This is a genomic window from Roseateles koreensis, from assembly GCF_028595305.1.
Lineage (GTDB): Bacteria > Pseudomonadota > Gammaproteobacteria > Burkholderiales > Burkholderiaceae_C > Paucibacter_A > Paucibacter_A koreensis.
In genome coordinates, this window is record NZ_JAQQXS010000014.1 from 1 (window position 1) to 12780 (window position 12780).

Consider the following 12780-nt stretch of genomic DNA (forward strand, 5'->3'; position numbering starts at 1 on the left):
CCCCTCCAGAACTCCCAGAAATCAATATCGATTGGATATCTTCCTGGGAGTTCCGACCATCGGCATTCACCCCAAATCACCAGTGTTCATGCGGGTTGGCGAGGTATTGCAGGTCAGACTACGTCAAGGCGTCATCATCTGCGCCAAGGCTGAGTTGCGATTGCAGGCGCGCTTCATCCAACTCGCCCGTCCACTTCGCAACCACCAGCGTGGCCACACCGTTGCCGACCAGATTGGTGAGCGCGCGCGCTTCGCTCATGAAGCGGTCAATGCCCAGAATCAACGCCAGACCCGCCACCGGCACGCCACCCACGGCGCTCAGCGTCGCCGCCAGCACGATGAAGCCGCTGCCTGTGACGCCGGCTGCGCCTTTGGAGGTCAGCAACAGTACCGCCAGCAAGGTGATCTGCTGCGTCAGGCTCATGGGCGTATTGGTCGCTTGTGCGATGAACACGGCGGCCATGGTCAGGTAGATAGACGTGCCGTCAAGATTGAATGAATAGCCCGTGGGAATCACCAAACCCACGGTGGATTTATTGGCGCCCAGCTTTTCCATCTTGGCCATCATGCCCGGCAAGGCAGATTCAGAAGACGAGGTGCCCAGCACGATCAGCAGTTCTTCCTTGATGTAGCGGATGAACTTCAGAATCGAAAACCCGTGAAAGCGGGCGATGGCCCCCAGCACGATGAAAACAAACAGCAGGCAGGTCAGATAGAAGCTGCCCATCAGCTTGGCCAATTGCACCAAAGAGCCCACACCATACTTGCCAATGGTGAAGGACATGGCGCCAAAAGCGCCAATGGGTGCCAGCTTCATGATGTAGCCGACGATCACGAAAAACACGTGCGAGGTCTTTTCGATCAGGTCAAACACCAACGTGCCGCGGCCACCGAACTGATGCAGCGCAAACCCGAAGAGCACAGCAATCAGCAAGACCTGCAACATCTCGCCCTTGGCGAAGGCATCGAACAGGGTGTTGGGAATGATGGCCAACAAAAAATCTGTGGTGCTGGCCAGCTTGCCCGGCCCCGTGTAGGCCGAGATGCCCTTGGTGTCCAGCGCGGCAGGGTCCACATTCATGCCCACACCCGGTTGCAGCAGATTGACCACCACGAGACCGATGACCAGGGCCACGGTGGAAACAACTTCAAAATACAGCAAGGCCAAGCCGCCGGTCTTGCCGACCTTTTTCATGTCCTCCATGCCGGCAATGCCCACCACCACGGTACAGAAGATGATCGGCGCGATGATCATCTTGATGAGTTTGATGAAGCCATCACCCAGCGGCTTCATGGCCGCGCCACTTTCCGGGTAGAAATGACCCAGCAGCACCCCCGCAACAATGGCAGTGATGACTTGAAGGTAAAGCGATTTGTAAAAGGGTTTTGACGTACTCAAGCTTGTCTCCATCAGGGCTTGTCGCGATCTTCCCCCCTCAAAGGCCCGCTGGATATACGGGGTTTTGCAGATTCAAGACGAAATAAAGGAACCCGAAGGTTCCTTCAATGGTGCCGCCATTTGTGGCGCTGGCTTTTTTGAATGCCGGTACGTGTTCAGAACGTATAGACCAAGCCGACTGTGTAAGCCAGCGGGTTCAGTTCCACATCAATGCTCTGCCCGGTGGACAAATGGCCCTTGGTTTTCACGAACACCTTGGTCAGGGTGGCGTCGAGCGACAAACGGTCGGTGAACTTGGCGGTGAAGCCCATTTGCACTGTCGGGCCGAAGCGGTTTTCCATGGTCATGATGGTCGGGTTGCTGGGTGACCCGCCGGTCAAGCCAGACAAAGCCGCCGTGCTCTTGGGCTTCATGAACATGGCATAAGTCAAACCTGCACCCACATAAGGCCGTAAGGTGCTGGTTGGAACACCAAACCGATATTGCGCGGTCAATGTGGCGGGCAAAGCCTGCACTTCCGCCAATTTACCCGTGCCTGCAATGGCGCCCGCGCCCGTCACTTCATGTTTGAACGGGATGGACAAGGGCAGGTCGATGGCAATGTTGTCGGTCCACATCCAGGTGATACCGGCCGACACCTGACTTGCGCTGTTGATATCGACCTTGGTGCCGGTCAGACTGGGTGCGCTCAGGTCACCGCTGTTGACGTCCGGATGAATGGACGTGGCGCCGATGCGGGCCATGAAGGTTCCGGCAGACTGGGCGTGTGCAGTGCTTGCCAGGGCCAGCAGGGTCGCGGCAGCACAGAGAATGTGGGTCTTTTTCATGCAATTTCTCCTGATGTTTGCCGCAATCACAGCCAGCCCTTGATGGCCAGCGTCTTGGAAATCAGTTGAGCCGTCAACTGATGGCCGTAAGGCGTGGGGTGGAAACTGTCGGAGAAGGCATAGGACTTCCACCAGTCAGCACCCGTCACCCCGGTAGGTGGCGCCGCCGACAAGGCTGTAGCCGTACAAGTCGAGAAGGTGTAGGTCGGCAAGCCACTTGAGTCCACGCCGGTGATAGGGCAAGCCGGTGTCTTCACATTGGTCAAGCCATATTGCGAAGCATTGGCAATCTGGTCGTTGAAGGCTGTGTAGAAATCAACCACCGCGACACGACTTTCACCGGCAAACTTGGCATCAAGCTCAGTGTTGTAAGCCGCCATCCAGCTCTTGAACAAGGCTTCAGACTGAGCACGGGCCGCTGCACCTGCAGTGCCGCCACCGTAGGCTGCCGAAATGGCGTCAAGCACCATCTGGAACCGCGGCGTGTTAGTCACACCCGGCATATTCAACACCACCACCTGCTGCGCGCCCTTGTCCAACACGCTGGCCTTGATCGAAGCGTAAAACTTGTCCGCCAGGGCCGTCATATAGGTGGTGCCGATGGCCGCCGTCGTCGTGGCGCCACCCGTCAATGCCGCCGTCACTTGCGCGGGGGTCAACAAGGTCAGCAACAAGCTGGAATAAGCCGCAGCGCTGTCTTTGGGCGCATTCAGATACGCACCAATCAAAGCCGCCGCATCATTGCCACCGCCGTCGATCACGGCCAGATCAGTGGCTGAAAAGCCCATAGAACCCGCCGTCGCCAATTGCAGCGGAATGCCACGCGGGTCAGCGGCATTGCTCATATTGATCACGCCGCCACCAATGGCGAAATTGCTGCAACCCGCTTTGGAATTGGCTGCAAATGTGGTGCCAGTGAACACATAGAAGTTGCACAGAGACAGGCCATAGCTGGCCGCAACCCGCTCAGGGTAGATCAGCGTGTCAGCCGCCTGCACTGTGAACTTGATGCCAAAAGTGCCCGAGTCCGCCAAGCTGTCACCGAACACTTTGACCGTTGAAATCTTCAGTTTGGAAGAAGTGTCTGCCGTGCCACCGCCACCGCAAGCGGCCAGGGCCAAAGAGGCTGCAAGCGCCAGGTATTTAAATTCAAATCGTTTCATCTCTTGTCTCCGTCGATAGGCTTTCGCCCTGAGATCCTTGACCAGCCGGAACTCTAGGCACTAATTGCCTGCCTGAGTCTGCGTATTTGCCCCCGACTGTGGTGCAAAGCCTGCTGAATATGCCCTGCTTTACAAAAGCTCGTGAACTACTTGCCAACGTCTCTGACTTAGACGCAACACCTCAGGCCCCAGGGTCAAATTTTTGCTGTCAACGCACAAGGCTGTGGATAAAAAAAGCATAAGTGGGGGCTTATCCACAGGGTGACCCACTTTTTCGAACTTGTTGTCATTTCATGCTCCTCAAAACAAGACGCTCACCCACATGCTTTGGCAGCCGCCAAGTGACTGTCATGACTAAAGAAAACCCGCTTATCCACAAAAAAAATGACCCTCTACTAAGACTACTAATTTGAATTACAAAATATCTATGAAGATAGAAGAACAACTAAAAATTTCGCGTGGATACGACCCCACTACAAGATCGCATCCACCCCTTGGGTCATGCCACACTTCAGTCCATGGACATCGATGGTTTGCAACAAAGACTGCGCGTCTTCGCCCAGGAGCGCAATTGGCAGCCCTATCAAACGCCTAAAAACCTGGCTATGGCCATGATGGTTGAGGCGGCTGAATTGCTGGAAATTTTTCAATGGATGACCCCTGAGGCCTCTCAGCAGATCAAAGACATGCCTGAACAGCATCAGCATCTGGGTGAGGAAATTGCTGATGTGTTGCTGTACCTGCTACAGATTGCAGATCACAGCGGTGTTGATGTGCAAACAGCCGTAGAGAGAAAACTGACGCTGAATGCGCTCAAATACCCCGTGGCCTGACCTTTTCGACTTGCATGCAGACGATTGCCGTTATTGACTTTGAAACCAGTGGGCTTGCGCCTGGCGGCGGCGGGAGAGCCACCGAAATTGCTGCTGTACTGGTGCGTGACGGCCGGATTGAGGGTAGCTTTTCCAGTCTGATGAAAACCGGCGTTTGGGTGCCTCCGTTCATTGAACAACTCACCGGCATCAGCAATGAAATGTTGGAACAAGCACCTGCTGCTGAAGAGGTGATGAGGCAGATGGCCGTGTTCACACAAGGTTGCGCCATGGTGGCGCATAACGCACCGTTTGACCGGGGTTTTTGGCACGCTGAAATGGCTTTGGCTGGATGCGATCCTGACCCCGCACATGAATTTGCCTGCACGGTGCTTTTGGCCCGCAGGCTGTACCCGGAGGCGCCGAGTTGCAAATTAGGCATGCTGGCGCAATTCCATCACTTGCCTGATTCAGGACGTGCTCACCGGGCTTTGGCCGACGCCATGACCACCGCTCATTTGTTGCTGCGCATCCAGCAAGATGTGGCTGCGCAATTTGCTGATGAACTTGAAGATTGGCCAGTTGATCATGCTTTGCTGGCGCATTTGCAGCGGGCAAACAAGTCGGCCTTGAAGCGCTCAGTCCAGGATTTCGTTCGAAAAATGAAGCTTTCGGAGGGGGCTACGTCAGCAAATAGGGGTTTCGCCAGGGCCTCTGCGGAAGCAGGGGTCTAAAAAATTATGCTGTCAAGAGCCCGTCCTGCGCTGTTTGACGCGCAGAATCTCGCCCTTCCGTTTCATAGATCAATGAACCCTGCTTGCCTTGAGTGGCCCAGTCGTTTGAGCAGGGCTTGTTGGCTGTTTCCCAGAGCTTTTTCGTATGTCGAGTATTCAGGTTCGCCCCGCCACCTTGCGTGATGCCAAGGGCATTGCAGAGATTCATGTCGCGGCTTGGCAAGACGCTTACAAGGGCTTGTTGCCCGACGCCGTATTGGACGCCATGTCTGTGCAAAAGCGTCAGGCTTTTTGGCGTGAAGCCATCGACCTGTGTGAGCCTCAGGTGGTGGTTGCTCATATCGACAACGAGTTGATGGGTTTCGTCGGATTTGACCGCTCGCGTGACAAGGGCACGCCGTCCAGCACGGGTGAGATCTGGGCCATGTACGTGAACCCGATCCATTGGGATAAGGGCGTGGGCCTAGCCTTGTGGGATGCCGCCCGTGATGGTCTTCAGGAAGAAGGTTGCACCAAGGTGACCTTGTGGTGTTATTTGCGCAATGAGCGCGCGCTGCGCTTTTTTGATCTGGCCGGTTTCAAGCGTGAACTGGGTAGCGCCAAGACCACAGAGGTAGGTGGCTGCCGTCTGGAAGAATTGCGCCTGCATCGCTCCCTGGTTTGATCCCCCAAGCCCCTCTCTTGAGAGGGTTCATTGGAAGGCGAGCCCTTTTGGGCTTTTGCACCCGATGGTTTTCACTGTCTCGAATTTTGAGGCCCTGTCCATGAAAATGGCCAGGGCCTTTTTGTTTTGTCTTCATGCGTGTTCGACGCCAGCGGGCTGCTCATTGATACGCCTTTTGGTGCGCTGGGTGATCAATGAGGGCCATGTCTTGCCTGCGCTTTCATTTTTGTGGGATTGGGTCATTTGTCGGCATACCTTGTTTTGCGATGGCGATACTTTTTGGAAGTCTGGATTTCTAACTTTTAGGATACAAGGACAGGGTAAAGTAATGGCCCCTTACTTTCAGAAACTGATCTCTCGTGCTGGCCAAGCTAACCGTCAAGAACCAACTGACCCTGCCCAAAAGCGTCACCCAATCACTCGGACCTGTGCAGTACTTTGAAGTACAGGAAAAAGCCGGGCAAATCATCCTCACTCCCGTTCGAATTCAGCGCGGCGACGCGTTGAGGGCCAAATTGGCGGAGCTTGAAATCGATGTCAAAACCATTGAGTCGGCTTTGGGATGGGCTGGAAAAGCGCAGACACAGCCGCGTGTAAAAAAAGAGCTTGCAGCTGAGCCTTTGCCGGCGTTGAAAAAAACGCGCTCAAAACCATTGAGTGGTTCAACTCCTCTGGCTGCCACTTCAGACTCCCGGCCAAAGAAGCCTGCGCTCAAGACACCCGCTTCGACAAAGGCCAAAGCAAGTGCCAAACCTGTTAAGACTGCGTCTAAGCAGAGAATTAGCACTGCACAGATCCAGCCGCGTATAAAAGCGGGCTTGGCCAAGCCGACGTTGAAGAAGGCGTTAAGCGTGGTGCGACCCATATGAACGCTGCTGGTAAGTCGGCGGCGCCATCAGTGGTTTTTGATACAGCGGTCATCTTGCATGCCTTGCTGCTCAATGACGAGACTGCAAGGCGCTTACGGTCGGCCTGGCAAAGTGGAGGCTGCCAAGCATTGATTGCAAAAAGCAGTGCGCGTGCTTTGATCGATGCACTGCGGTATCCCGCGCTTTCGCTCAATGAAATGCAGCAGCAGGAGTTGTTGACTGACTTTCTGCCTTATGCGCAAGTTCTGTCGCTGGAAGCGGTCAAGGTCTCACCGACTCAGAAAAAAATCTTGACCGATAGGACGGGTCAGGTCTTGAGCCCGGCGATTCTGGAGCTCATGGTTGCTGCCGAGGGGAAGGTGCAGTACTTCGTGAGTGATTCAAGCAACAGCAGTCCGGCGCGGAAAGGTCGGGGCAAGCCATCAGACGTGAGCTTTTGCCGGATTCTTGATACGGCATCCTTTCTGGCTCTCCAGCAAGGGTAAGCACCGCCGAAGTAACGAATTAGTTTGGTAAATTTGTTTCAATTATGAGAGGTATTGATCGGGGAATGTCTTCGGACATGTGGAGGGTGGTTTTCTACGATCGCGTAGAGGGCCGTGTTCGCATGGACCGGACGGGGCCGTGGTTGCCGTCGCGGAAAGTGGCTCAAAATTGGGCCAACTGGTTTTGTGAGCGAGGCTACCAGGTGGCTTTGCAAGATCAAGCCGGCGAGCTGGTGAGGATGAGCCCGGCTTGAATTTTGAACGCGCCTGGTAATCGTCGAATGGCCGACCAGAGCGCGAATTTAAGCTAACTTCAATCCATTACGGTCTTGCTTGCCGACGCACGAAAGCCCTTGTGTTCAAGCGCCCAGCCATCGGTGGCGTTGGGCATGCTGTGTTGCTGCACGTGCAAGGTACTCAATCCTTTGGCGGCGGCACGCTGCACCAAAGCCTCGGCCTGGTTGGCTGTGAGTTGCAACGCAAAGCGAGCCCAGCGCTTTTGCAGCAGTGGCTGAGTCCATGCGTTTTCAAGCGCCCACCGAATTTCAAGATCGCTGTGGAGCGCCTGGACAGCCAGCACCCGCGGGGCGAGGGCCATGATGAAGCGGTTGAAGTCGGCCCGCACGGCATCGCCCGGCAAGAGGCTTTCAATGCGTGCCAGGCGTTGGCTCCAGCCCGGCTTGGAGAGTTGCCGGGTGATCAGGGCCTGCAAAGCTTGAATCGGGTTGAACAGGCGGAGCCGGTTGGGCGGCAGCACTGTCATGGGAATTTGCGAGGCTTCCTCATGCGGCATCTCGGTAACCAAGCTGCACAGCACAGCAATCCGTTGCCATTCCTGAGCGTCCAGACCGGCAATGCGATGGATCGGGCCTTGTCTGACGCTTTGCGCCACGGCGTTTGCGCTGTGCCAATTGTGCTGGGCCTTGGCCTGATTGGCAGCCAGGCTCATCATGACGATATTGCCGGCAGCGTAGCCGGCATCGTCTCGCACTCGGTCAATGGAGCGTTCGTTGCGGGCGCTGCCCTTGTTGTTCAAGGCCTGGCGGGTGATGGGGCAAACCGTCGCTTCGATCTGTTGCAGAAAGTTCGGGGTCAGTTGAATGTCTTCGAAGCTGCGGCCCCGTGCCCAGGCATGGGTGCGTATTTGCAGCCAGAGTTGTGCATGAGCATTGGCACGCAGGGTGCGGCGGCCGAAGGTGGCGCAGCCCGCTTGCCAGCCTTGCCGCAGCGGTGAGGTGGCGAAGAGATGTTCAACAGGCGGCGTCAGGCCGTGCCGGGCGAAGTCCCAACCCAGGCGCAGGCCCAGGCTTTGGTGAGCTGGCAGGGCCAATTGAGGCGTTTGATGAGTTTGAATAAGGGGCTGGCCCTCAAAGCTCAAGACCTGTTGAGCGCTTGCTGCTGCGGTGATCTGTGCCATTTCTTGCTCCGGTGATGCCGGCCTGTGCACCCTTTGCACCGACCTTGTGGCACAGTGTCTGCCGGCACTGGCTCATAGCGTGAGCTAGAAAAATCGACTGATCGGAAAATCGGAGAACCGATGGACAGGACCGAGCGCTTCTACAAAATCGAGCTGATGATTCGCAATCGTGAATGCGTCAGCTTTGCTGCCTTGTTGGATGCCTTGGAGGTGTCGCCCGCAACACTCAAGCGGGATTTGCAATACCTGCGTGAGCGTATGGATGCACCCATTGAGTACGACGCTGCGCGTAGGGGTTATCGGTTTGGTCAGCAGTACCGCGGCCAACAGCACGAGTTGCCAGGTGTCTGGTTCAGCGAGAGCGAATTGCATGCCTTGCTGACCATGCATCAGATGTTGGCGGGTATGGACGAGGACGGAATTTTGAGCCGGCACCTTCAACCCATGTTCGACAAATTGACGGGTATGTTGGGCGCCGATGAAGCCGAAGCCAAGGCGCTCACGCAGCGCATCAAGTTGATCAGCACGGCCAAACGACGGGTGCCGTCAGAATTTTTTGAATTGGTGGGCAGTGCGGTGGTGAAGCGGCTGCGCTTGGCGGTGGTCTACCGCAGCCGTGGCAAGGCAGGAGTTGAATCGCGTCCCAAGGAGCGCGTGTTGTCACCGCAACGCCTGGTGCACTACCGCAATACCTGGTACCTGGACGCCTGGTGCCATCAAAGCGAGGGCTTTCGCCGGTTTGCGTTGGACGCGGTGGAGGCAGTCAAGCTGCTGGAGGAGAAAGCCAAGGCCGTGCCACTCAAGCAGCTGGAGGCGGAACTGGATCAAGGTTATGGCATTTTTGCCGGTGCCAAGACCCGGGAGGCGAATTTGATTTTCAGCGCCGAAGCCGCGCAATGGGTGGCCCGAGAGGAGTGGCATCCTGCACAGCGGAGTGATTGGCTGCCGGACGGTTGTTGGCAGCTGCGGGTACCGTATGTGGATGCCACCGAATTGCTGATGGACTTGCTCAGGCACGCCGGCGAGGTGGAGATTGTCAGCCCGGCCGATTTGCGCAGCGCTTACGCCAAGCGTTTGAAGCGGGCTGTCGCCTTGTTGGAATGATCCGGGCCAACTGACCCCCCGGTTTTTCGCAAGAAGGGTGTGAGGGGCCTTTCAAGGCCCTTGCCGAGGCTTTGTAGCGTGTGATTGGCCCGGGTTACAGCAGATCGCTGGGAACCTTGCCGCCGTTGGCTGCGAGCTTTTGCAGCACGGTCTTGTGCAGCCACATATTCATTTGCGCGGAGTCACCCATTTTTTCGGTCGGGCAGGCCAACTCGGTGGCGAGGGCTTTGCGGGCGGTCAGGCTGCTGTCCAGGTCAAGCAGCTTGAGCAGGTCGACGATGGAGACTTTCCAGTTCAGTTTTTCGGCATTTGCCGCGGCCAGAGTGTTGAGTTGTGTCTCCACGTCGACTTCGGTGATGGCGACCGGGACAGATGGTGTGGGGACGGCCGGGGCGGTGGCGCTAATGCCCGCGTTATCGGGTGCTGGCGCATCGCTGGCGGCAGGCGTCGCCGCTGCTGCGTCTTTAGTGCCCAGGCCCAGTTTGTCAAGAATCTTGCCGAAGAAGCTCATCGTGCCCTCGCTTGAGAGAGTGGTTGGAAGTCCCAGTCTGTCTCAAGTTCAGGTCACGCTTGTGACTGAAGTTAGGGGGGAGCGCTGCGAGGGGGGCGCTTCAACGGGCTCAGTCGTCGCTCGCCTCTTGCTCTTCGTAGCGTTTCAGGCGTTCGCTGTGCCAGTAGACGTCGTCACCGCCGAGGCCGTCCAGATTGGCGCGATTGAGTACACGGGCCAGTACAAACAGCAGGTCGGAAAGTCGGTTGAGGTACTGGCGCGGAGCCGCGTTGATGGCTTCTGTTGTGGCTAGTGTGACGACGGCCCGCTCTGCCCGGCGTGCCACCGTGCGGCAGACGTGGGCGATGGCTGCGCTGCGCGTGCCAGCGGGCAGGATGAATTCTTGCAGGCGAGGCAGGGCCTCGTTGTAGTGAGCCAGCGCTTCGTCGAGGCGCAGCACCGCGTCTTGCTTGAGCAACTCGTAGCCCGGCATGCAAAGCTCACCGCCGAGGTTGAACAGTTCGTGCTGAATCGTGATGACCAGTTCACGGACATCAGCGGGCAGAGGCTCGGCGAGTAACACGCCCAACTGGGAGTTCAACTCGTCGACATCCCCCATCGCTTGAATGCGCAAATGGTCTTTGGGCACGCGGCTGCCGTCACCGAGGCCGGTGCTGCCGTCGTCGCCGGTTCGGGTGGCAATAGAGGAGAGTCGGTTGGCCATGGCGATGTCGTGCACGCAGTACGCGCAAGTTTGTTGAGCGCGTTATCTTGCCTGAAGATGCAGTGGCTTGGGTCTAACGCCCGGGCGCTTGCAGAGGCAGCCATGAACTGACCCTCAGAAGGGCGATTCAGTGGCGATGGCCACTGCGGTGGATGGGAGGTTTGCTGACGGGTGTGTGCTCAGGGGCGTGGCCGTTTTTCAGCGGGGCGTGCGTGCGCTGCACTTGCTCCGGGGGTTGCGCACCGGGAGGGGTGCGGCGAAATTCCTGCAGGATCAGGCCGAACAGGTCAAATCGGATGGCACCCAGCACGGCAAGTACGGCAGCCAGCACGATGAGAATCAGCGTCAGGTCGGTCATGAAAATCTCCAGTGCCAAGTCGAAATATTGGAGTCGATATTGGCACCGGAGCGGCCTGCGGGCAAGCGGCATTTGCGGCCGTCTTGCCGAAGGTCAAGCGAGACGCTTGACCCATCACTTCAGAACTGGTGGTTGTACTGCACGCCCAGCAAGGCTGAGCTCACCGAGTAACGGCCCCGCACAGTGGCGCAGCTGGAGGTGTTGGCGGTGGGGTTGCACACAGCCGAACCTGAGGCATTGACTTGGCCGCCGTTGTCGTAGTTGTTGATCTGGCTGGCCGCCACGGAGATGTAGCTTAGCGCCAAGTCGACGGAGCGCTTGCTGTCGAACTTCCAATTCATGCCGGCGGACACCCAGACGCGGTCGGCGTCGGGGATGGAGGGCGTGCGGGTGGCCAGGGTCACGGGCGACTGGTCAAAGGCCAGGCCGCCGCGCAACTTCAATTGATCGCTCCATTGGTAATTCGCACCGAAGGACGCGCGAATGGTGTTCTTCCAGCGTTCGGGCGTGACCGAGTCGGGCAGGTTGTTGGAGAAATCCACGCGCAATTCATTGAATCGGGAATGGCTGGTGATGGTCAGATCGCCCATGACCGCGAGCTTGTCCTGCTGCTTGAAGAAGGAGAGAGACACCGATTCAGGCGTGTCCACATTCAGGCTGGCATCGCTGTTGGTGTAGGCCGCCAACAGACGTTGTTGCACCAACGTGCCGGCACCAGGCAGGGCGCCGTTGAGCACGGCGGCGAGATTGGCGGCGGGCGTCTGGACTTGCCAGTTGGCTTGTCCCTTCAGGGTGTGCGAAATATTGGAGCGGTAGGCCAGGCCGAAGCGCGTGTTGTCGTCGTAGTTGTACAGCAAGCCGAGGTTGAAGCCATAGCCCCAGCCGGTGCCGTCAACATCCACGCGGCCTGAGTAGGAAGGGTTGCCGGAAACCGCCTGGATCAGGCCACTCAATTTGTTGAGCACTGCTGCCTGGATCACCGAGGTCGGCACGCCAGCCACCGCATTGGCAGCCACCTGCTGTTGCACGATCAGGGCCATGGCGCCAGAGCCAAAGTCGGCACCTTTGGACAATTTGCCTTCCATGTATTGAGCGGTGACGCCCGCGCCCAGGCTCAGCCGCTCATTCAGCTTGAACGCGATGGAAGGATTCAAGGCAATGGTTTTGACCTCGGTGCCGATGGTGTTGTAGCGGCCGGCCCAATCGGGTGAATAGTCACTCTTGGAACCAAAGGGCACAAAGACACCAAAGCCGAGGCTCAAGGCATCATTGAGTTGATGCGTGAGGTAGGCATGCGGCACTGCGGTGGTGGCGACGAATTTGCCACCATTGCCGCCATTGGTGGGCAGACCGAACTGTGTGGTGGATCCTTGATCTTGGTAGCTGCCGCTGGGGACCACGATGTTCAACACGCCCGACGCCTGGGTACCTTGCAGACGGCTGGATGCAGCGGGGTTGTAGAACAGGGCCGAGGCGTCGACAGCTTCAGCGCCGTTGGCGTTGGCGGTGCCTTGCGAAGCGGCAGACTGTGAGCCGAAGTGGTAGCCCGAAGCATGGGCAGGACTGAGTGTGCCGAACAGCGCAAGGCTCAGCACGGAAAGTGCGAATCGCATTCATTTCTCCGTATGTTTGGGGGTTGCCCACGGTGGTGGACAAGGTTGGTTTGATGATAGCCTGCGCTGGTAATTGAAGATGAACGAATAAGCCGTGCGATGCATTCCAAACGGTGCAAAT

14 protein-coding genes are annotated in these 12780 nt (G+C 57.4%); 6 read left to right on the top strand and 8 right to left on the bottom strand.

The features are described from left to right. Positions 1-118: 118 nt before the first annotated feature. The 3 genes from PRZ01_RS15125 to PRZ01_RS15135 all read right to left on the bottom strand — a co-directional run bounded on the left by PRZ01_RS15125 (position 119) and on the right by PRZ01_RS15135 (position 3389). The gene (locus PRZ01_RS15125; RefSeq protein WP_273597637.1) at positions 119-1411 is read right to left on the bottom strand and encodes a dicarboxylate/amino acid:cation symporter; all 1293 of its coding nucleotides are present in this window, start codon (positions 1409-1411) and stop codon (positions 119-121) included. A 143-nt stretch (positions 1412-1554) separates the two neighbouring features. Next, complete coding sequence (locus PRZ01_RS15130; protein WP_273597638.1) at positions 1555-2226, bottom strand: OmpW/AlkL family protein; 672 nt, start codon at positions 2224-2226, stop codon at positions 1555-1557. A gap of 26 nt (positions 2227-2252) precedes the next feature. Next, positions 2253-3389 carry an SGNH/GDSL hydrolase family protein gene (locus tag PRZ01_RS15135; protein ID WP_273597639.1) on the bottom strand — a complete coding sequence of 379 codons (1137 nt, stop codon included), beginning with the start codon at positions 3387-3389 and terminating at the stop codon, positions 2253-2255. A 518-nt stretch (positions 3390-3907) separates the two neighbouring features. Here PRZ01_RS15135 and PRZ01_RS15140 point away from each other — a divergent pair. From PRZ01_RS15140 to PRZ01_RS15160, 5 genes are all read left to right on the top strand, one after another. Further along, positions 3908-4222, top strand: coding sequence for a nucleotide pyrophosphohydrolase (locus tag PRZ01_RS15140; protein ID WP_273597756.1), 315 nt, complete (start codon positions 3908-3910; stop codon positions 4220-4222). A gap of 14 nt (positions 4223-4236) precedes the next feature. Beyond that, entirely contained in the window at positions 4237-4935 is a 699-nt protein-coding gene (locus PRZ01_RS15145; RefSeq protein ID WP_273597640.1) for a 3'-5' exonuclease, read from the top strand. Positions 4936-5080: 145 nt separating this feature from the next. Then, positions 5081-5599 carry a GNAT family N-acetyltransferase gene (locus tag PRZ01_RS15150; protein ID WP_273597641.1) on the top strand — a complete coding sequence of 173 codons (519 nt, stop codon included), beginning with the start codon at positions 5081-5083 and terminating at the stop codon, positions 5597-5599. A 359-nt stretch (positions 5600-5958) separates the two neighbouring features. After that, entirely contained in the window at positions 5959-6468 is a 510-nt protein-coding gene (locus tag PRZ01_RS15155) for a hypothetical protein (RefSeq protein WP_273597642.1), read from the top strand. Continuing rightward, positions 6465-6953: a PIN domain-containing protein gene (locus PRZ01_RS15160; RefSeq protein ID WP_273597643.1), complete on the top strand. Its 489-nt coding sequence runs from the start codon at positions 6465-6467 to the stop codon at positions 6951-6953. Before PRZ01_RS15155 ends, PRZ01_RS15160 begins: the two co-directional genes overlap by 4 nt. 313 nt (positions 6954-7266) lie before the next feature. On the opposite strand, the gene PRZ01_RS15165 is transcribed toward PRZ01_RS15160, so the two are convergent. Next, positions 7267-8370 (bottom strand): hypothetical protein, encoded by a 1104-nt coding sequence (locus tag PRZ01_RS15165; protein WP_273597644.1) that lies wholly within the window; start codon positions 8368-8370, stop codon positions 7267-7269. Positions 8371-8490: 120 nt separating this feature from the next. Between PRZ01_RS15165 and PRZ01_RS15170 the strand changes: the two genes are divergently transcribed. Beyond that, positions 8491-9474, top strand: coding sequence for a helix-turn-helix transcriptional regulator (locus PRZ01_RS15170; protein WP_273597645.1), 984 nt, complete (start codon positions 8491-8493; stop codon positions 9472-9474). Positions 9475-9568: 94 nt separating this feature from the next. Here the strand turns inward: PRZ01_RS15170 and PRZ01_RS15175 are convergent, their stop codons facing one another. The 4 genes from PRZ01_RS15175 to PRZ01_RS15190 form a co-directional block, all read right to left on the bottom strand. Further along, positions 9569-9985, bottom strand: a complete 417-nt coding sequence (locus tag PRZ01_RS15175) for a DUF3597 domain-containing protein (RefSeq protein ID WP_273597646.1) — start codon at positions 9983-9985, stop codon at positions 9569-9571. Between the two features lie 109 nt (positions 9986-10094). Beyond that, complete coding sequence (locus PRZ01_RS15180) at positions 10095-10688, bottom strand: cob(I)yrinic acid a,c-diamide adenosyltransferase (protein WP_273597647.1); 594 nt, start codon at positions 10686-10688, stop codon at positions 10095-10097. Positions 10689-10815: 127 nt separating this feature from the next. Continuing rightward, positions 10816-11046, bottom strand: coding sequence for a hypothetical protein (locus PRZ01_RS15185; RefSeq protein WP_273597648.1), 231 nt, complete (start codon positions 11044-11046; stop codon positions 10816-10818). A 119-nt stretch (positions 11047-11165) separates the two neighbouring features. Next, positions 11166-12659 carry an OmpP1/FadL family transporter gene (locus tag PRZ01_RS15190; protein ID WP_273597649.1) on the bottom strand — a complete coding sequence of 498 codons (1494 nt, stop codon included), beginning with the start codon at positions 12657-12659 and terminating at the stop codon, positions 11166-11168. Between the last annotated feature and the right edge of the window lie 121 nt (positions 12660-12780).